This is a genomic window from Chryseobacterium daecheongense (genome assembly GCA_027920525.1).
Taxonomy (GTDB): domain Bacteria; phylum Bacteroidota; class Bacteroidia; order Flavobacteriales; family Weeksellaceae; genus Chryseobacterium; species Chryseobacterium proteolyticum.
Genome location: CP115858.1, coordinates 2,762,885 through 2,783,025, shown reverse-complemented (window position 1 = coordinate 2,783,025; position 20,141 = coordinate 2,762,885). Strand labels below are relative to the sequence as shown.

Below are 20,141 nucleotides of genomic sequence, written 5' to 3'. Positions count from 1 at the left end.
AATTAGTCGTTATAGACTGAAGTTTTATAAGCAATGATGGTGTTTTTCATCAACATAGCTCTTGTCATGGGACCAACTCCTCCGGGAACAGGTGTAATCCAGCTCGCTTTTGCAGCACAGCTATCAAAATCTACATCACCTGCCAGATAATATCCTTTTGGAGAGTCATCATCCACTCTGGTAATTCCTACATCTACAATTACAGCACCGTCTTTAATCATTTCTCCCTTTAAGAAATGAGGATCTCCCAAAGCCGTAATGACAATGTCCGCTTTTTTAGTATATTCTTCAATGTCCTTAGTATAAGAGTGTGTAAGGGTAACAGTAGAATTTCCAGGGAAGTCTTTTCTTCCCATCAAAATACTCATGGGTCTCCCTACGATTTTACTTCTTCCGATAATTACACAGTCTTTACCTTTAGTTTCAATATTATATCTTTCTAATAATGTTAAAATTCCAAAAGGGGTAGCAGGTAAGAAGGTATCCATTTCCAATGCCATTTTCCCGAAATTTTCAGGATGGAATCCATCAACATCTTTTCTTGGATCAATAGCATTAATGATTTTCTCCTGATCAATCTGATCCGGTAAAGGTAACTGAACGATGAATCCATCCACAGCTTTAGATTTATTCAGCTCATCGATTTTTTCCAGTAATTCAGATTCGGAAACCGTACTCGGGAATTTAATAAGGCTGGATTGAAAACCTACTTCCTCGCAATCCTTTACTTTAGCATTTACATAAGCCTTGCTTGCTCCGTTGTTTCCAACAAGGATGGCCACCAAATGAGGTGCTCTTCTTTTGCTTTCAAGAATCTTTTCAACTTCTGTCTTGATTTCTGCTTTTATTTCTTTGGATACTTTTAGTCCGTCAAGAATTTCTGCCATTTTACTTTTTTATTAGATATTACTTTCTTTATTTATTGTCCTTATAATAATTGATCAGCCCGTTAGTCGAACTATCGTGTGACCCAATAGTTGCATCATTCTCCAGTTCAGGTAGAATTTTGTTGGCTAATACCTTTCCAAGCTCTACTCCGAATTGATCAAAACTGAAGATATTCCAGATCACTCCCTGAACAAAGATTTTATGCTCATACATTGCTATTAACTGGCCTAATGAAAAAGGAGTTAATTCTTTGAATAATATGGAGTTAGTTGGTGTGTTTCCGTGGAAGACCTTGAAGTTTAACAGCCTTTCTATTTCCTCATCCGATTTTCCTGAATTTCTTAATTCTTCCTCTACTTCTTCTTCATTTTTTCCAAAAGCAAGCGCTTCCGTCTGAGCGAAAAAGTTAGCCAGTAGTTTGTCCTGGTGATCAGAAACCTTATTACTACTTTTTGCATAGGCTATAAAATCAGCAGGAATTAATTCCGTACCCTGGTGGATCAGCTGATAGAATGCATGCTGTCCATTTGTTCCTGGCTCTCCCCAGATAATAGGACCTGTTTCATATTCCACAAATTCACCATTTCTGTCTACGCATTTTCCGTTGCTTTCCATATCTCCCTGTTGTAAGTACGCAGCAAATCTGTCAAGATACTGGGAATAAGGCAAAATAGCATAAGTAGTTGCAGCATAAAAATTACGGTACCAGATGCCAATGAGACCCATTAAAACCGGAATGTTTTCTGAAAAGTCTGTGTTCTGGAAATGTTGATCAGTATCAAAAGCTCCTTTTAACAATTCTTCGAAGTTTTCATAACCTACTGCCAGAACAATACTTAGTCCGATAGCACTCCAAAGAGAATATCTTCCGCCAACCCAGTCCCAGAATTCAAAGATATTATCTTCTGCGATTCCGAAGCTTTTAACTGCTTCAATATTAGTGGATAAAGCTACGAAATGTTTGGCAACGTCATCCTGCTTTCCAGCTTGTAAAAACCAATCTTTTGCAGAGTTGGCATTAGTCATTGTTTCCTGGGTTGTAAAAGTTTTGGAAGCAACGATAAACAGAGTTGTTTCAGGATTTAAATTTTTAACGACTTCTGCAATATGGTTTCCGTCCACATTAGATACGAAATGAACGTCCAGCCTTGTTTTGAAGTGTTTTAGCGCAGAGCATACCATCACAGGACCAAGGTCAGAGCCTCCGATTCCGATATTAACTACATCCGTGATTTCTTTTCCGCTGAATCCTTTATGCTCTCCGGAAATTATTTTCTCGGAAAAAGATTTCATATGGTCAAGGACTCTTCTGATGTGAGGCTTTACATTTTCTCCATCTACCAAAATTTCCTTATCCGAAAAATCCCTTAAAGCTGTATGAAGAACTGCTCTCCCTTCTGTTTCATTGATTTTGTCACCACTAAACATTTTAGAAATGGCGTCTTTTAGCTGGCATTCTTCAGCTAAATTCAACAACAATTCTTTAGTCCTTGAATCCATCAGGTTTTTAGAGTAATCAAAAAGAAAATTTTCTTTTTTTATTGAGAACTCTTCAAAACGATTTTCATTGTATGCGAAAAGGGTTCTTAAGTCGAAATCATTTCCTGCAAAGTGTTCATCAAGGGCTTTCCAGCTGTTGGTGTGTATGGGATTTATTTTTGATAGCATATGTTCAAAGTTAAAATTCTAGGTTGAGAATCAATAATTTTAATGGAATCTTGAGATTAAAATGCAAATTTAAGGAAAAATAAAACCTCCGGGAAAAATTGGCCATGGTAAAATGTAAAATTATGGTGATCATCCTGATGTTGTATCCTTTTCATGATTGTTGAGCCAGGAAGTGAGATTAATATTTGTTAATTTTCAATATATTATAAATTGATAATTAGTTTTTTACGGGAACCTTTGTATATTTATACGCCGTTACGTAATTCTGAATAATGCATCTCTCGCATTACCACAAAGCCTTTTAAAAGAGGTGAAACCGTGAATACATATCACTTAAATATATCGTTAAATGAAAAAAATTATTAAAATCACAGTATTATTACTGGTGTATAACCTGGGATTCGGCCAGACCAATTATTATGTAGATAAAACAAACGGAAACGATAACAATAACGGAAGCAGCACCGCTCCATGGAAAACAATACAAAAAGCAGCCACTAAGGCTACCCCAAACAGTATTGTGAATATTAAGGCAGGTACTTATTACGAAAATGTAGTTATCAACGTAAGTGGAACCAGTGGAAACTATATTACTTTTAAAAATTATGCCAATGATAATGTAATCATTGACGGAACAAATACCCCGGGAAGTACTCTGTTGACGGTGACGAATAAAAGTTTTCTGAAATTTGAAAACCTGACCATCCAAAACAAAACAGTAAATGATGCGCAGGGAGTGCTTGTTCAAACAACGGGAATCGGTTCATCTACAGATCTCACGTTCAAAAACATAACGGTTACAAAAATTAATTGGAATGCAAATAAAGATATACCGGTTAATCCTAATAATAATGCGCAGGGCTTTATTGTGTATGGTCGTAATGGCGGAATTACCAATCTTACGATAGACGAATGTAAGGTGTTTAATAATATTTTGGGTTATAGTGAAGCATTGGCTGTAAATGGAAATATAGATGGATTTATAGTCAAAAATTGCAAGGTATATGATAATACAAATATCGGAATTGATATCCTAGGACATGAGGGTACAGCATCAAATACATCATTAGATGAAGCCAGAAATGGAGTAGTGATTAATAATGAGTGTTATAATAATGTTGCAAAGTATGCAACTTCCGCAGGGATTTATGTTGATGGCGCGAGGAATATTACTATAGAAAGAAATAAAAGTTATCAAAATGGATATGGAATTGAGGTCGGAGCTGAGCGAGATGGGATTGTTCAGCAAATTACTGTAAAAAACAATTTAATATATAAAAATAAAGAAGCAGGGCTTTCGATAGGAGGGTTTGATGATAATACTACAGGTCAGGTTATTAATAGTGTTATCCGAAACAATACATTCTTACAAAACGACACTGCGAATAAAGGATCTGGAGAAATTTCGATGAGCAAAGCTTCTAATTGTACTTTTGAGAACAATATTTTTTACACTGGCCCGGAAAATTTATTGATGTTTATAGATAACAAGAGTCCACAATCGAACAATACTTTTAATTATAATTGTTGGTATACTCCAAATAATGATCAAAATGATATCGCAGTAGATTGGAGAGGAACAACGTATGATACATTTGCAGCGTATAGATCTGCAACTGGCCAGGACGCCAATTCTCTTTATGCTAATCCAAGTTTAGTATCCATTTCAAGTACACCACCTATTGTAAAATTAAACGCAGCAAGTGTTTGTATAAATAAGGGAAAACCAACTACTGCTATTACTTCAGGAGAATTGGATTTTTATGGAGCTGGAAGAATTTCAAATACAATTATCGATATAGGGGCAAGTGAGTATAGTGCTACATTAGGGACTACAACCAATGAAATTTTAAATTTTGGAACGATTTCCCCTAACCCATCAAGTGGTATTTTTAATTTTGAATTAGATGCAGATAAAAAGCCGTATTTTATAACTGTATATAATATGGGTGGACAAGAATTAAAAAATTATAACTTTTTAACGAACCGATTTTCCATAGACTTATCATGGCTTACGGAGGGGACTTACTTTGTTAAAATGCAAAATAAGAATGGAGTGTCTTCTAAAAAAATTATAATAAAAAAATAAGGAGATCATGTAAATAAAAGAAAACCTCCGAATAAAATCGGAGGTTTTTTAAATCTAAAATTATGGTGATAACCCAAAGGTTAGGATAGCATTGTGTTATTATGAAATGGGTGGGTTCGTCTTTTGAATAGGTTTTCGTCTTCTGATACAATAGATGATCACTGCTGCGATTAATAAAACCGGCCAAATGGTGATCAGTCCCACTGCAATTTTTTGAATAAGATAAAACCCTTCTACAAAGGCATTCTTAGCATCATAGATAAAATTGAATTTGTATTTATTATCAATATTTTTAGTATTCGTTATGGCAATTTCCGCAATCCGGTACTTAGGTTCTTTAATGTAAATGTCAATTGTACTATATTTCAGATTGTCAGTAACTTCAAGATTAGCAAGTTGCTGAAGATTGCCTTCCGACATATTGTCGTCGTCCAGTTTTACCTTATCCTTGTTGTTCTTCAGCTGAGTGATATTTTCACCTGTTTTTTTGATCCTTCTTCCTTCTAGTTCTGCGTATTTTATGCTCGATGTTACATCTTCTGCATTGATTGATCGAAAGTTTAGGAATAGCTTTTTGTTGTTAATCAAGGTTAAGAATTCTCCTAATTTTGGCGTAGGAATACGTACCTGCATAGCATTTTCAGTCTGGTATTTTTTTACAAGTATGGCGTCTTCATTGGAAGTATTATAAGTGTCCTCTGAAATTATATTGCTTCGTAAGTTACTATGTGTAACAAATCCTCCCAGATCCTGCACTGATTTTTCAATTGAAACGGTTGCATCATAAACGTCTTTTACCTCCATATTGACATCTGCAGTTTTAATGAACTGTTTGTCTTTTATCTTCATTGTTGCAGCAGAAGATACACTATCGGATACCATGAACGAAGCAGAGTCTGTAGCATTTGCCGTTTCGTAATCTGCTGCTACCGCTTCTCCTTTTTTACACGAGTAAATACCTAATAAAAGAACAGCAGCCATAGATAATTTAATGTAAGTAGTTTTCATAATATTTATTTTTGTTGATACCAAAGTTCAGATGGAATGGTTTGTAAAGTTTGAAAATCACAAGTAAAAACTTTGTAAATAGAAAATGATATTTAATTCATTGTAAGTCATGTATTTGTAAAATAAAGATGGTTGTAAGAATTAAATTTCGGAGTGATTTTTGTATATCTTTTACAAATTAAATCACAACTGTAAATATGTCGAATACTTTTTCCAAAATCAGAAATGCTATAGAATTATTCAGATCAATAGATTTTGATCAGTTAAGCGCAATATCCAGAAAAGTAGATCTTCCGAAGCTGATGCATAATTTCTCAAAATTAGATGACAAACAATTAGGAGGTTTAATGAAAATGCTGGATTCCGATAAAAAGAAGAGAGAGCTACCGCCCATTGACGGTGATTTTTACGATATTTATCATACGCTTACGCCTGAACAAAGAGAAATACAGCTAAAGGTGAGGGCATTTATGGAAAAGGAAGTTAAGCCTTTGGTTAATCATTATTGGTTAAGAGATGAATTTCCTTTTGAACTGATACCTAAATTCCAGAAACTGAATATTTGCGGGGTCACCTATGAAGGATATGGTTGCCCCGGAATGCCTTTCCTAATGGAGGGGGTTATTGCAATGGAGATGGCGAGAATTGATGCTTCAATAGCTACTTTTTTTGGGGTGCAGTCAGGATTGGCAATGGGATCCATTTATATATGTGGTTCTGAAGAGCAAAAGCAAAAATGGCTTCCTCAGATGCAAAAGTTTGAAAAAATAGGAGCTTTCGGATTAACGGAACCTGAAGTAGGATCCGGCGCAGCAGGAGGATTAACTGCTACATGCAAGAAAACGCCTGAAGGATGGATTCTTAACGGAGAGAAAAAATGGATTGGAAATGCTACGTTCGCTGACTTGGTGATTATCTGGGCAAGAGATGTCGATAGCGGAGAGGTGAAAGGATTTATTGTAGAAAAAGATAATCCGGGGTTCTCTGTTGAAAAAATTAAGGGAAAAATGGCTCTTCGTATCGTACAAAACGGATTAATCACTTTAAAAGATTGTCTTGTAACTGAAGAAAACAGACTTCAAAATGCTAATTCTTTTAAAGATACAGGTAAAGTATTGAGAATGACAAGGGCCGGCGTGGCCTGGATGGCGACAGGTTGCGCAAGAGGTGCTTATGAAAGTGCATTAGACTATACCAGGAAAAGAGAACAGTTTGGAAGACCCATTGCTTCTTTTCAGATGATTCAGGGGCATTTGGTAGAAATGCTATCTAATCTTACTGCGATGCAGACGTTGGTTTTCAGGCTTTCTGAAATGCAGGACGAAGGGATTTTAAAGGATGAACATGCTTCACTGGCAAAGGTTTTTTGTACTTTACGTACAAGGGATATTGTATCCAGAGCCCGTGAGGTAATGGGTGGGAATGGGATCCTGTTAGAATATGATGTTGCAAGATTTGTGGCAGATGCCGAGGCGATATATTCTTATGAAGGAACTAAAGAAATCAATTCACTAATTGTCGGTAGGTCTATAACAGGTTTTAGTGCATTTGTATAAAAAAAGACTGCAATTGCAGTCTTTTTTAGCTTACTAAAGCTTTGTATTTTTTGCTGTTATCTGCGATTATCCAGATGTTAATTAGGAAAAGGACCAGGGAAATCGCAATCCCTGTTGAAGATGGGTCTCTGTATGTATTATGCAATACAATACCCACCATGACGGGTAAAATTACAATTGCTCCTAAAGCTCTTGTTTTTGGAAAGATAAAAAGTAATCCCCCAATAATTTCTACTACCCCCACTAAAGGCAGCAGCCAGCCGATTTCACCAAATGCAGTATATAACTTTATTTGTGCTTCGGTAAGTTTGGGTGCCGGATTGTAGTGCAGAAATTTGTCGAGCCCTGCATTCAGAAACATAAGTCCGAACAGTAGGCAAAGAATGAATTTTATGACTTTCATGATTGATGGATTTTCATCAAATTTACATAAAAATACAAGAAATTGATTAAAAATATCTTTAAATCTAATGAAAGTAATTTGATTGTAGATTAAATGTTGATTATTCTTTAATGGTAAATTGGTGTTCAGTCCATTTCTTTTAAAGTAATATTCTTCGAAATTTTATAACTCTTTTTCTTTTTATTAGGCTTTTCATCTTCACCCAGTAATTTTCCCCATGGCTGTAATCCATCCACTCTCTCAAAGATGATTTTAATAATAGCAATTGCAGGAATACAAAGGAACATTCCTGATATTCCCCACAGATGTTCCCCAACAATAATCCCTATGAAAGAAAATAATGCGTTGATCTTTACTTTCGAACCTACCACAAAAGGAAGTACAATATTTCCATCCACCACATGCACTCCTATGTAACCGATAATTACATATATACAAGTAGAAGGAGTAGTCGTTGCAAAAGCTATAAAACAAGAAATGACTAAGGAAATACAAATTCCCAGATAAGGAATAACGTTGAGCAATCCTGTTAACACACCTAATAAAATAGCATATTTAACGCCTAAAATTGCCAGGATAATTGACGTAAGGCTGGATACAATAATAATCTGTATGCAAAGGCCAATAATGTACTTTTTCGTCATGACGCGAACCTCAGATACTACTTCCTGTACACTTGCTTTATGTTTTTCACTAAAGACATTAACAATAAAGTTGTTAAGGATTCTTCTGTAATTTAAAATGAAGATGAAAAACAATATAAAAAATACAAGGAAGCCTAGGCCTGTAGAAAAGATTCCAAAAGTAAATCCCAGAATAACTCCTGAGGATGATAACAGTTTATTTAAAGCTTGATCAATGTAGTCGAGTTGCTCATGAATCTTAACATTGAATGTATGATATACCCATTTTTGAAGACCGTTGAAAACGGTGTCGAATTGCATTCTTAGGTGTGGGAGGTCCTTGGTAAAACTTGAAAGTTGAGATCCAAAGAAAAATATTAATCCTGCTAAGATCACCAACATACAAAGAACAGATATCATTGTGGAAACAGAGCGTGGAAATCTTAATTTTCTTTCTAAGAATGTAGAAAAAGGCAAAAATAACATTGCCATTAAAAAAGCAAGAAAGAAAGGAGCCAGGATGCTTTGTCCTAACTCTATAAGGTATCCGATACCTATAATTGAAATAATAACAAGGGTTAGTTTTAAAAGGAAGGGAAGCTTAAAAAAATTCATAACTCATAATCTGTTTTATAAAATTAGTAAAACCCATTGAATTGAAAGGCTTTTTATTCAATTAACTTGAATTCTTTTCAGAATATAAATTAATTTGATTAAAGATGTGGTATCTAACTTCTGAATCCTGAGTAATTCTTTTAGGAAGACTTATAACTGCATGCCATACTTTTAAACAAAAACACATCTCAAAACTGAGACGTGTTTTTTTGTTTATTGACTATATGATAATATTACTTTTCTATGGCAATATCAATAACATCTTCCATTTTGTTAACGTAATGAACGTTAAGGTCTTTCAGATAATCTTTTTTGATTTCTTCCACATCTTTTCTGTTAGCTTCGCAAAGAATAACATCTTTAATACCTGCCCTTGTAGCTGCGAGAAGTTTTTCTTTGATACCTCCTACAGGAAGCACTTTTCCTCTGAGGGTAATTTCTCCCGTCATGGCCAGGTGAGGTTTAACTTTCTTGTTTTTAAAAGAAGAAACCATTGAGGTTAGCATGGCAATTCCCGCGGAAGGCCCGTCTTTTGGAGTGGCGCCTTCAGGAACGTGAACGTGAATGTTTTTCTTTTCGATATCTTCCTGATCGATTCCTAATTCTTTATGTTTTGCTTTGATATACTCCAATGCTATTGTCGCAGACTCTTTCATTACCGTTCCCAGGTTCCCTGTCATTGTCAGTGTGCCCTTTCCATTGCTGAGAATACTTTCGATAAATAAAATATCTCCTCCCACACTTGTCCAGGCCAATCCTGTAACTACTCCTGGAACTCCTGTGATCTCGGATAAACTTTTAGGTCTTGGGACACCAAGGATTTCATCTATTTTTTCAACAGTTATCTTAGGATCATAATCTTTAAGCAATGCGGTTTGTAATGCCACCCATCTTGCAATAGAAGCTATCCTTTTTTCTAATGTCCTTACTCCGCTTTCTGAAGTGTGAGCCTCTATAATATGTTTAAGTTCAGGATTTCCAAGCTTGAAAGATTTTGAAGTTAAGCCGTTTTCTTCCTGTTGTTTTTTGATAAGATGCCTTTTTGCGATTTCTGTTTTTTCCTCCATGGTATACCCTGCAATCTGGATGATCTCCATTCTGTCAAGAAGCGGGGTTTGTATGGTAGAGAGAGAATTAGCTGTAGCAATGAACATTACTTTAGACAAATCATAACCCATTTCCAGGAAATTATCATAGAATGCATTGTTTTGTTCAGGATCCAGAACCTCTAAAAGTGCGGAACTTGGGTCTCCATGGATTCCCTGTCCTACTTTATCAATTTCATCCAATACAATAACCGGATTAGACGTTCCTGATTTTTTTATGGACTGAAGAATTCTTCCTGCCATTGCTCCTATGTAGGTTTTTCTGTGTCCGCGAATCTCACTTTCATCATGAAGACCACCTAAAGATAACCGTACATATTTTCTTCCCAGGGCATCTGCAACAGATTTTCCTAAAGAAGTTTTACCTACTCCGGGAGGACCTACAAGAAGTAAAATCGGAGATTTCATGTTGTTTTTTAATTTTAAAACAGCCATGTGTTCAAGGATTCTTTTCTTTATGTCTTCCAGCCCGAAATGTGCTTTTTCAAGAACTTTTTCAGCTTTTACAATGTCGAAAACATCTTTTGTATAAGTTTCCCATGGAAGGTCCGTGAAGAAATCTAGATAATTTCTCTGAACATTATAGTCCGGAGAATTAGGGTTTTGTCTTTGTAGTCTGTTGATTTCTTTTTGAAAATGTTCTTCAACCTCCTTGCTCCATTTTTTAGTCTTTGCCTTGTTGATAAGATCTTCTACATCTCCTTCTGCTCCACCTCCAAGTTCTTCCTGGATCGTTCTGATCTGTTGGTTAAGGAAGTATTCTCTCTGCTGCTTGTCAAGATCTTTTGATGTTTTCTGATGGATCTGGTTTCTTAATTCCAGTTTTCGGTAGTCCTCGTGCATCTTTTCATAACAGCTGTTGGCTCTTGCCATCAGGCTTTTTTCTTCAAGAAGCTTTTGCTTTTCTACAGAAGGGAAACTGGCATTGGTGCAAATAAAATTCAATAAATCATCGTTATTGTTGATGTTTTTTATTGCAAAATTAGCTGCGTTTGGAATATTTGGATCAAGCTCAATTATTTTTAAAGCTAAATCCTTAATATTTTCCAGTAAAGCATCATATTCATCCTGGTTTTTGGCTTTGGTATCTTTTAATTTAGAAATTTCAGCCTTAAAATAAGGTTGTGTTTCAATAAATTTTTTGACCTTAAAGCGGTGAAAACCTTTAGTAATAGCAGTAATATTTCCTTCAGGAAGTTTGATGATCTTTATGATCTTCGCCAGAGTTCCTGTTTGATATAAGTCTTTTTCAGTAGGCTGTTCTAGTTCTGAGTTTTTTTGACTTACAATCCCAATGAAATCTCCATTTTTCTGAGCTTCTTCAAGAAGCTGTATAGATGCTTTTCTTCCCGCGGTAATAGGTATTACTACATTTGGAAACATAACCATGTTCCTCACAGGAAGAATAGGAAATATTTTTTGTTCGGAATTTTTATCAGTTTCCGAAAAGTCGGAAAGATTTATCTCTTCCGCCACAATATCAAATCCATCGCTAATCATTTCCTCCAAACTAATATCTTCAAATTCTGTCATAGTAAATCAAATGACAAATTGTCATTCTCGTTTTAAATCGTTAAAGTGATTAAGCATAATATGCTAAGAAAATACCTAGTATATTATGTTAATGTAAGATGCACAATACCTATGCCATTTGTTTTTCATTAAAAAATATGGTCAAAATTTCCTTTTTTATGAAATTTGAATTTTAAAAATTAAAAAAAGCACTTGGATTTCTGTAATTTCTTAAAAATGTGTATTTTCGCAACCTGATAAAAAACTATAATTTATAAAATGGCAATTTTAGGACAGATTAGGAATAGACCTTGGCTTTTGATGGGAGTAATTGCACTGGCGCTTTTAGCGTTTTTAGTTAATCCTGATAGCATTGATAAGGTTTTTGGAAAAAATCCTGATGTTTTAGGAAAAGTAAATGGTGAAAAGATTACCCGTGAAGAGTTTAACGATCAACTTTTCGTATTGCAACAGCAGGCAGAGCAACAAGGTCAGCCCAAAAATGGTCTTGAAGAACAAGCTTGGCAGTTGTTGGTTCAATCAAAGCTTATCAAGCAGCAGTTTGATAAGATGGGGTTTGAAATGACAGATGATTACTTCTGGAGTCAGATTCAGTATGATCAGATGTTTGCTCAAAACAAACAATTCTTTGATGAGAAAGGTAATTTTAAGACTCAAGAGCTTAAGAAACAAGTTGAGGAATTAAAAACAACAAGTGCTGAAGGATACAATCAGTGGTTGAAAACCAGAAAATCTGTTGAATACAGAATTATGGCAAGACAGGTTTTTGCTAATATTTCTACAGGGATCACTACAGGTAAGAAAGAAGCTGAAGAGTTGATGAGACAAAGAGATCAGATGGCTGATATCGATTTTGTGAAAGTAGATTACACATCTTACCTTCAGAAAAATAATATTAAAGTTAAGACAGAGGACCTTGCTGATTATATTAAGCAACATCCGGTGATGTTTAAGACTGAAGCAAGCAGAAATATTGGTATTGCTTTCTTTCCTTCTCAACCGAGTGCAGCTGATGATGCAGCAGCTTTAAAAGAAATCAATAAAATATTCTCAGGAGGAACTGATGCAAGCGGTGGGAAAGAAAATTTCCAAAATACAACCAATGACTCTATGTTTGTAATGGCCAACTCTGATATGCCTTTCAATAGCCAATATTTGAAGCCTAATCAATTGCCACAGACAATACAGTCACAGATTACAACTGCAGCTGTCGGACAGACTTTTGGTCCTTATAAAGAGCAAAATTTCTATGTGGTTTCTAAGCTTTTAGGTAAAAAGACTTCAGATTCTACACTATCAAGACATATCCTTATAGCATTCAAAGGAAGTCCTGCAGGAGAAGGTGTTACAAGATCCAAAGAAGAAGCTAAAAAATTAGCGGACTCTATCGGAGCTATTGTAAAAGCAAATCCTGCTAAATTCACAGAATTCTTAAAGCTTTCCAGCGATCCTAATTCTGCCGCTCAAGGAGGAAGTTTAGGATGGACTACTCCGGAAACTCCTTTCGTTCCTGAGTTCCTTACTTATTTGGCTAATAATCCAAAAGGAGCAACAGGTGTTGTAGAAACGCAGTTTGGATATCATATCATCAACATTGAAGATAAAAAGCCTGGTGCATTAGGATATAAAGTAGCGAATGTTGTAAAAGCAATCAAAGCTTCTGATGCTACGGAAGCAGATGTTGATAAAAAAGCAAGAAGATTCATTCAGCAGGTTCAGGGTAAATCTTTCAACGATTTCGTGAATATTGCTAAGAAAGGAAATTATCAATTCTCAAATCCTAAGGCTGCCAAAAGATTCGATGGTCAGTTACAAGGCTTAGGAACTGAAAAAGACGGTGATATTCTTGCGTGGGCTTTTGATAAGAAGAGATCTAAAGGAGATACAGAATTCTTTACAGTAGACGGAACGGGTGATAAAATTGTAGTATACCTTAATGGGAAACAGGAGAAAGGATTGGCAGATCCTGAGTCTGTAAGAGATCAGATCGAGGTGGTTGTGAAAAATAAGCTGGCTGCAAAACAGATAGCTGATAAGATTACGGCAGCTAAAGCTTCAAATCTTGATCAGATTGCAAAAATGTTTGCCACTACAAAACAAAGTGCTCAGGTGAATCTATTAAATCCTTCAGTAGCCGGATCTATGGAGCCTAAAGTTGCCGGTGCTGCTTTTGGAGTTAAGAAATCTCAACTTTCTAAACCTGTAGAAGGAGGAACGGGAGTTTATGTTCTGATCAAAAAGAATGAAACTGTAAATAAACAACCTGGAGATCTGAAGCAATTTACAGAGTCTGTTACTCAAAGAAGTGCAGGAATGTTCGGACAGGCTTGGTTAAAAAGCTTGCAGGACAATGCTGATATCGATGATTACAGAATTGAAATCTGGAATAAGCTGGGAAATCAGCATTAATAAAAAAGTAATTTTATAGATACAAAAAGCGGCATAAAAAATGCCGCTTTTTTTGTATTTAACGCAGAGGAATAAACAGAAAGATTAATTTAAAATGTGCTATATTTGCTCATTAGAAAAAAATTAGCAAGTGAAGTTCAGTAAAGAATTAAAAGCTGGTGTAATTGCACTTTTAGCTATCGTAGGCTTTGTGTTATTATTTCAATTTATGAAAGGCCGTAGCCTTTTTACTACCGATAATATATTTTACGCGAAATATGATAATGTTGAAGGGTTGGCACAATCCTCAGCAGTATCCATCAATGGCTTGAAAGTAGGGCAGGTTGATAAGATCATTCCTCAGACAAGCAAAGATGGGAAAATCAATTTTGTTGTTAAAATTACGGTAGATAATAAATTTGAGTTTTCAAAGAACTCTACTCTTGAAATTTTTGAGCCGGGATTAATGTCTGGTAAAGAAATGCGTGTTAACCTTGTATATGGAGGGGCAACGGCAAAAGATGGGGACACTTTAAAAGGAGCTTTCAAATTGGGGACATTGGGAAGCCTTTCTTCACAGGTAGGACCGGTTAAGGATCAATTGCAATCTGTTTTACATCGTGTTGATTCTTTGATGGCCAATGCCAATATGATTGTCGATGGGCAAAACAGGGCAGAGATCAAAGCTTTGCTATCCAATCTTAATAAAACTGTAGGCGCATTACAAACAACAGCAGGAAGCGTTAACAATTTAGTTGGACACAATGATCCTAAACTTCAGAAAGTTTTAGATGATGCGAGCTTAACCATGCAAAGTGGGAAAGTGACTTTAGATAAATATGGCAACCTGGCAGAGAGCATTGATACTAAAAGGTTGAATGCTACCATTGCTAATCTGGATGCTACCGTTGGTAAACTTAACCAGGTAATCGGAGGAATAGACAACGGACAAGGGAGTTTAGGGAAGTTGATGAAAGATGAACAGCTGTATAATAATTTGAACTCTGCATCTACGAATCTTAATTCGTTAATTGAAGACATGAAAGCCAATCCTAAGAGATATATCAATTTCTCCGTTTTTGGTAAGAATAATAAAGACTAATATTTACACCTTATGCAGTACATCGATAACGTTATTTTTCTGATTTTATTAATTGCTGGGTTTGGGTTGTTTGCTAAAAGCCTGATGAAAATTTACAGAAATATTCAGTTAGGCAAAGAAATCAACCGAAGTGATAAAAAGTCCGAGCGCTGGGAAACCATGGCACGGGTTGCAATGGGGCAGAGTAAAATGGTAAAGAGACCTGTAGCGGGTATTTTACACCTTTTTGTTTATGTTGGTTTTATTATTATCAACATAGAACTTATCGAGATTATTGTCGATGGGATATTCGGTACTCACAGGTTCCTTGCTTCGGTTTTTGGCCATAGCTTCTATAGCTTCTTTACGGCAACCCTGGAAGTATTGGCATTATTGGTCATCATTGGAGTTGTTGTCTTTTTTATCCGTAGAAATTTTTATGGAGTAAAGAGATTAACAATGAAAGAATTGTTTGGATGGCCAAAACACGATGCCAACTGGATTCTTATTATTGAGTTTGCACTTATGATTGCTTTCCTTAAAATGAATACAGCAGATTGGGTACTTCAGCAAAGAGGGCTTCTTCCCGAGCATGGAAGTTTTCCAGTTAGTTCAACATTATTGGGACCTATCTTCAGCAATTTTAGTGATGGCTTTTTGTTTTTCACAGAAAAAGCAGCCTGGTGGTTTCATTTTGTGGGAATTTTGTTCTTCATGAATTACCTTTATTATTCTAAGCACCTTCATATTATCCTGGCATTCCCAAGTACATGGTATGCTAATTTGGAGAAAAAGGGGAAATTCAACAATTTGGAATCTGTAACGAAGGAGATTAAACTGATGATGGATCCTAATGCTGATCCATACGCTGCGCCGGCAGAAGGCGCTGAAGCAGATGTTCCTTCCAAGTTCGGTGCTGAAGATATATTTGATCTGAATCAGGTTCAATTACTGAATGCCTACTCATGTACGGAATGCGGACGATGTACTTCTGTATGTCCTGCAAATATTACCGGTAAAAAGCTTTCTCCAAGGTTAATTCTAATGAAGACCAGAGACCGTATGGAAGAGGTTGGAAGAAATATTGACAAAAACGGAAAGTTTGTAGATGATGGCAAAAAGTTACTGAATGATTATATAACGAAAGAAGAGCTTTGGGCATGTACTACTTGTAATGCTTGTACAGAAGCTTGTCCTATATTACTGGATCCGCTTTCCATTATTTTTGAAATGAGAAGATTTCTGGTAATGGAGCAATCGGCAGCACCACAGGAACTGAATTTGATGATGACTAATGTGGAAAATAATGCTGCTCCTTGGCAGTATAATCAGGCAGACCGTTTAAACTGGGCAAACGAAAACTAGATAATTAATCAATTTGAAAATTTGAAAAATTGATTTCACTCAACCTATTTTCAAATTTCCAAATCCTCATATTTTTCAAATCGTAAGAAAAGATGGATTTCAATATAAAAACAATGGCAGAATATGCTGCCGAAGGAAAAGCACCGGAAGTTTTATTCTGGGTGGGTTGCGCTGGTAGCTTTGACGACCGTGCAAAGAAAATTACGAAAGCTTTTTGCAAAATATTAAATAAAATAGGCGTTGAATTTGGGGTTTTGGGCCAGGAAGAAAGCTGTACAGGAGATCCTGCAAAACGTGCAGGAAACGAGTTTGTTTTCCAAATGATGGCATTAACGAATATTGAAGTCCTCAATGCCTATGAAGTGAAGAAAATTGTAACGGCATGTCCTCATTGCTTCAATACGCTTAAAAATGAATATCCAAGCTTAGGTGGACATTTTGAGGTAGTACATCATACTCAATTTCTTAAAAGTTTAATGGAGGAAGGCAGATTGAAAATTGAAGGTGGTGCCTTCAAAGGAAAGAAAATTACCTTCCATGATCCATGTTATTTAGGAAGAGCAAATAATGAATACGAAGCGCCAAGAATACTTTTGGAAAAACTTGATGCTGAGTTGGTAGAAATGAAACGTTGCAAAACCAACGGACTATGTTGTGGTGCAGGAGGAGCACAAATGTTTAAAGAACCTGAAAAAGGAAATAAGGATATTAATATAGAAAGAACTGAAGAGGCATTGTCTTTTGAGCCTAAAGTAATAGCCACAGGTTGTCCTTTCTGTAATACGATGATGACGGATGGGGTGAAACATTTCAATAAAAATGATGAAGTAGCCGTAAAAGATATTGTAGAGCTTCTTGCCGAGGCAGAAGATTTATAATGTCGGATCTATTGCTGATGTATTGATTCTTAATGAAGACAAAATGGAAAGTTTCCTTCCTTTTAGTAATTCTCATTTTATCTTACCTTACGTTTTGGAATTATAAAAACAGAATATACGATTGGGATATGCCAGGATATCTGGGGTGTTTATATACCTCCCGGTTTCCGGATTCTCCTGAAAAAGTAAGGAATCTTACTTTCGGTTTTATTGAAAAAGAAGCACCCGCAGAGCAGTATAACGACATCATCGGATTGAAACCTGTAGACAGGGCAAGACAGGTTTTTAAAAACGATACGCAATCTTTTACCGAACAAATTCCTTACTTCCAGATAAAGGCCGGATATAACCTGGCGATTTCCTTTTTTTACGAAATAGGATTTTCTCCTCCTATGGCAGTTTTAGTAGCAAGCCTTATTTCTTATTTTATATCCGGACTACTGTTATTTTATATCGTTACAATTATATTTCCTCAGAAATATCTCATTGCAGCCGGGCTTACTATTGTAATAGCTCTATTACCTCCGATGACTTATATGTCCAGGGTTTCCACACCGGATATGTTTATATTTCAATTTTTACTTGTTTTTGCGATAGGTTGGATAAAACACTGGAATAAATGGATCATGTTTTTGATTCTTTTAGGCATTACATTTACACGACCTGACTATATTCCTTTTACTTTGAGCTATCTGATGAGTGTTATTGTATTTGAATATTATAAGGATAAAAAGATTGATTTCTATATCCTGATCCAGGGAGTGGCACTTTTGTGTCTGTATATGTTTATTATCAAGTTTTATAATTATCCCGGATGGAAAAATCTTTTTTATGACTCTTTTATCTACAGAAGACCAACAATATCAGCTCAACCTGCGGTGTTTACTATTGAGGAGTATCTTCATATTCTTTTAAATAAGATTATTTATTTTAAGAAAGTAAGTTTGATCTCTTTAAGTATGCTTGGTGCTGTTTTTTATCTTTCTAAGGATCAGTGGGTAAGATTATCTGCATGTCTTATTTTCGCCAATATTTATATTAAATTTATTTTTTTTCCGCATTCTTCGGGTCTTAGGTTCTTTTTTGGATTCATTATACTCCTTTTTATAATATTGTTGTATGCCTTAAGTAAAAAATACAATGGTTTTAAACTGAATAAAATTGTGTAATTTTATACTTTAAATTTACAGCAATGAAGATTGAAGAATCCAATATAGTAGAAACAAGCGATTACAGAGTTATCATATATCCGGCGACAAGGCCTTTCACCACAAAAGAAGCTAAAGTTATTACAGAGAAACTGTACGACTTTCTGGCAGGGTGGGCAGCCCACGGGAAACCTCTTTCATCATCTTTTAAAATTGAAAAGAATCAGTTTATCGTGATCTGTGTAGATGAAGAAAAAGAAATGGCTTCAGGATGCAGCATCGATGCTTTGGGAAAGGTAATGAGAGAAATCGATGCGGAGTATGAATTGGGGTTATTTGACAGAATGAAGGCGAGTTACGTTGAAGAAGGAGAAATCAAAACATTAAAATTGATCGATTTTAAGACAAAGCTTAGAAACGGAGAATTATCAAGGGATATTCAGGTATTTGATTTTTCTAAAAACACATACCTTGATTTTTTGAGTCATTTCCTGTTACCTCTTGATAAGAGCTGGGCTGCTGATATTAAATAAATTTATCGAAAGTCAAAAGAAAAGAAAAGCGGATTGTTCCGCTTTTTTTCTTTTTAAAGTATATTTGTATCCAACCGGATTTTTAACTCATTTTATTTATCCGGCTATCATTTTCCAGAACCATGCCTAAAATACTTTTTCTAACCACCGCACATAGATATGATGATGACAGGATCTTCTATCATCAGGCTAAAGAGCTTAAAGGGAAGGGGTTTGACGTGAAAATCTGTAGTTTGAGCTCCGGATACAAGGGAATTATTGACGGGATAGAAATTGAATCTTATCCGGTTTTAGACCAAAGCACGAGCAGTAAGATTAAGATTTTTAAAAGGGTTTGTGATAGTTTCCAGCCGGACAGTATCATAAGTTCAGAACCACTGGCTGTTATAGCTTCAAAAAAGATAAAGAAGGAACGGGGAATAAGTGTTATCTATGATATTACGGAATGGTATCCCTCCAAAAGAATGGTTGAAAACTTCTCATTTTTTCTAAAAGGGATTCATGCTTTTAAATTTTTGATGATTCAATTGTATGCAGGATGGATAAGTACTCATTTTATTTTTGGGGAAAACACCAAAAAATTTCCTCTGGCATATGTCTTTCCGTTTAAAAGGAATATTACTTTGCCTTATTTTCCCAATGATGTTTATATCCATCCGAATATTAAGAAATTAGATCCGAATAAAATAACATTGTGTTATACGGGGCAGATTTCCAAAGAGAAAGGGATTGAAAATTTTTTTAAAGCTATTGATACATTAAGAAAAAAAAGACCGGAACTGGAGATTGCAATTCTGATTATAGGGTCATCAAGAAAGGAAAAGGATGAAAAATATTTTTCTTACTTACTTTCAAAGTACAAGTTGGAAAATATAACCATTAAAAAGCCTGCTTCTTTTGAGACTTTTACAGAAGCATATGCTGAAGCTGATTTATGTTTTGACCTTAGGGAAATGAGCTATGAAAACCATCATTGTTTACCAATTAAAATATTCTATTACGCTGCATCTGGAAAACCTGTTATTTATACCGATTTAAAAGCTACCCGGCAGCACGTAGATGTTTCTGAGTTTGGGGTTTTGGTTGATCCTGAAGATGACGATGCTATTTCAGATGCCATTATCAATTACATAGATCATCCTGAGGTATATAACAGACATGCACTGAATGCCAGACAAGAGTATGAGGAGAAATACAACTGGAATCTCATAAAAAAGCGTTTTACAGACTTCGTCAAACAATCACTTCATAATTGATAT

The 20,141-nt window shown here is 35.5% G+C and carries 15 protein-coding genes; 9 read left to right on the top strand and 6 right to left on the bottom strand.

Annotated elements, in window-relative coordinates; all coding sequences use genetic code 11:
* Nucleotides 1–2 precede the first annotated feature (2 nt).
* Both PFY10_12245 and pgi read right to left on the bottom strand, forming a co-directional pair.
* Complete coding sequence (locus PFY10_12245) at nucleotides 3–887, bottom strand: bifunctional 5,10-methylenetetrahydrofolate dehydrogenase/5,10-methenyltetrahydrofolate cyclohydrolase (protein WBV55007.1); 885 nt, start codon at nucleotides 885–887, stop codon at nucleotides 3–5.
* Nucleotides 888–915: 28 nt separating this feature from the next.
* A complete protein-coding gene (gene pgi / locus PFY10_12240) occupies nucleotides 916–2,556 on the bottom strand; it encodes a glucose-6-phosphate isomerase (protein WBV55006.1) in 1,641 nt (546 codons plus the stop codon).
* A 349-nt stretch (nucleotides 2,557–2,905) separates the two neighbouring features.
* On the opposite strand from pgi, the gene PFY10_12235 reads away from it, so the two are divergent.
* Nucleotides 2,906–4,645, top strand: coding sequence for a T9SS type A sorting domain-containing protein (locus PFY10_12235; protein ID WBV55005.1), 1,740 nt, complete (start codon nucleotides 2,906–2,908; stop codon nucleotides 4,643–4,645).
* A gap of 99 nt (nucleotides 4,646–4,744) precedes the next feature.
* Here PFY10_12235 and PFY10_12230 read toward each other — a convergent pair whose 3' ends face one another.
* The gene (locus tag PFY10_12230) at nucleotides 4,745–5,653 is read right to left on the bottom strand and encodes a DUF4349 domain-containing protein (GenBank protein WBV55004.1); all 909 of its coding nucleotides are present in this window, start codon (nucleotides 5,651–5,653) and stop codon (nucleotides 4,745–4,747) included.
* A gap of 197 nt (nucleotides 5,654–5,850) precedes the next feature.
* On the opposite strand from PFY10_12230, the gene PFY10_12225 reads away from it, so the two are divergent.
* On the top strand, nucleotides 5,851–7,209 hold the full coding sequence (locus PFY10_12225) for an acyl-CoA dehydrogenase family protein (GenBank protein ID WBV55003.1): 1,359 nt from the start codon (nucleotides 5,851–5,853) through the stop codon (nucleotides 7,207–7,209).
* A 25-nt stretch (nucleotides 7,210–7,234) separates the two neighbouring features.
* Here PFY10_12225 and PFY10_12220 read toward each other — a convergent pair whose 3' ends face one another.
* The 3 genes from PFY10_12220 to lon all read right to left on the bottom strand — a co-directional run bounded on the left by PFY10_12220 (nucleotide 7,235) and on the right by lon (nucleotide 11,489).
* Nucleotides 7,235–7,612: a DoxX family protein gene (locus PFY10_12220; GenBank protein ID WBV55002.1), complete on the bottom strand. Its 378-nt coding sequence runs from the start codon at nucleotides 7,610–7,612 to the stop codon at nucleotides 7,235–7,237.
* 125 nt (nucleotides 7,613–7,737) lie between these two features.
* Nucleotides 7,738–8,850, bottom strand: coding sequence for an AI-2E family transporter (locus PFY10_12215; protein ID WBV55001.1), 1,113 nt, complete (start codon nucleotides 8,848–8,850; stop codon nucleotides 7,738–7,740).
* A 233-nt stretch (nucleotides 8,851–9,083) separates the two neighbouring features.
* Entirely contained in the window at nucleotides 9,084–11,489 is a 2,406-nt protein-coding gene (gene lon / locus PFY10_12210) for an endopeptidase La (GenBank protein ID WBV55000.1), read from the bottom strand.
* Nucleotides 11,490–11,747: 258 nt separating this feature from the next.
* Here lon and PFY10_12205 point away from each other — a divergent pair, with 258 nt between their 5' ends.
* The 7 genes from PFY10_12205 to PFY10_12175 all read left to right on the top strand — a co-directional run bounded on the left by PFY10_12205 (nucleotide 11,748) and on the right by PFY10_12175 (nucleotide 20,138).
* Nucleotides 11,748–13,898 (top strand): SurA N-terminal domain-containing protein, encoded by a 2,151-nt coding sequence (locus PFY10_12205; protein ID WBV54999.1) that lies wholly within the window; start codon nucleotides 11,748–11,750, stop codon nucleotides 13,896–13,898.
* 130 nt (nucleotides 13,899–14,028) lie between these two features.
* Nucleotides 14,029–14,979, top strand: a complete 951-nt coding sequence (locus PFY10_12200) for an MlaD family protein (GenBank protein ID WBV54998.1) — start codon at nucleotides 14,029–14,031, stop codon at nucleotides 14,977–14,979.
* A 12-nt stretch (nucleotides 14,980–14,991) separates the two neighbouring features.
* Nucleotides 14,992–16,323, top strand: a complete 1,332-nt coding sequence (locus tag PFY10_12195; GenBank protein WBV54997.1) for a (Fe-S)-binding protein — start codon at nucleotides 14,992–14,994, stop codon at nucleotides 16,321–16,323.
* 92 nt (nucleotides 16,324–16,415) lie between these two features.
* Entirely contained in the window at nucleotides 16,416–17,201 is a 786-nt protein-coding gene (locus tag PFY10_12190) for a (Fe-S)-binding protein (GenBank protein ID WBV54996.1), read from the top strand.
* 32 nt (nucleotides 17,202–17,233) lie between these two features.
* A complete protein-coding gene (locus tag PFY10_12185; protein WBV54995.1) occupies nucleotides 17,234–18,370 on the top strand; it encodes a hypothetical protein in 1,137 nt (378 codons plus the stop codon).
* A 23-nt stretch (nucleotides 18,371–18,393) separates the two neighbouring features.
* A complete protein-coding gene (locus PFY10_12180) occupies nucleotides 18,394–18,882 on the top strand; it encodes a hypothetical protein (GenBank protein WBV54994.1) in 489 nt (162 codons plus the stop codon).
* 122 nt (nucleotides 18,883–19,004) lie between these two features.
* A complete protein-coding gene (locus PFY10_12175) occupies nucleotides 19,005–20,138 on the top strand; it encodes a glycosyltransferase (protein ID WBV54993.1) in 1,134 nt (377 codons plus the stop codon).
* The last annotated feature ends 3 nt before the right edge of the window (nucleotides 20,139–20,141 follow it).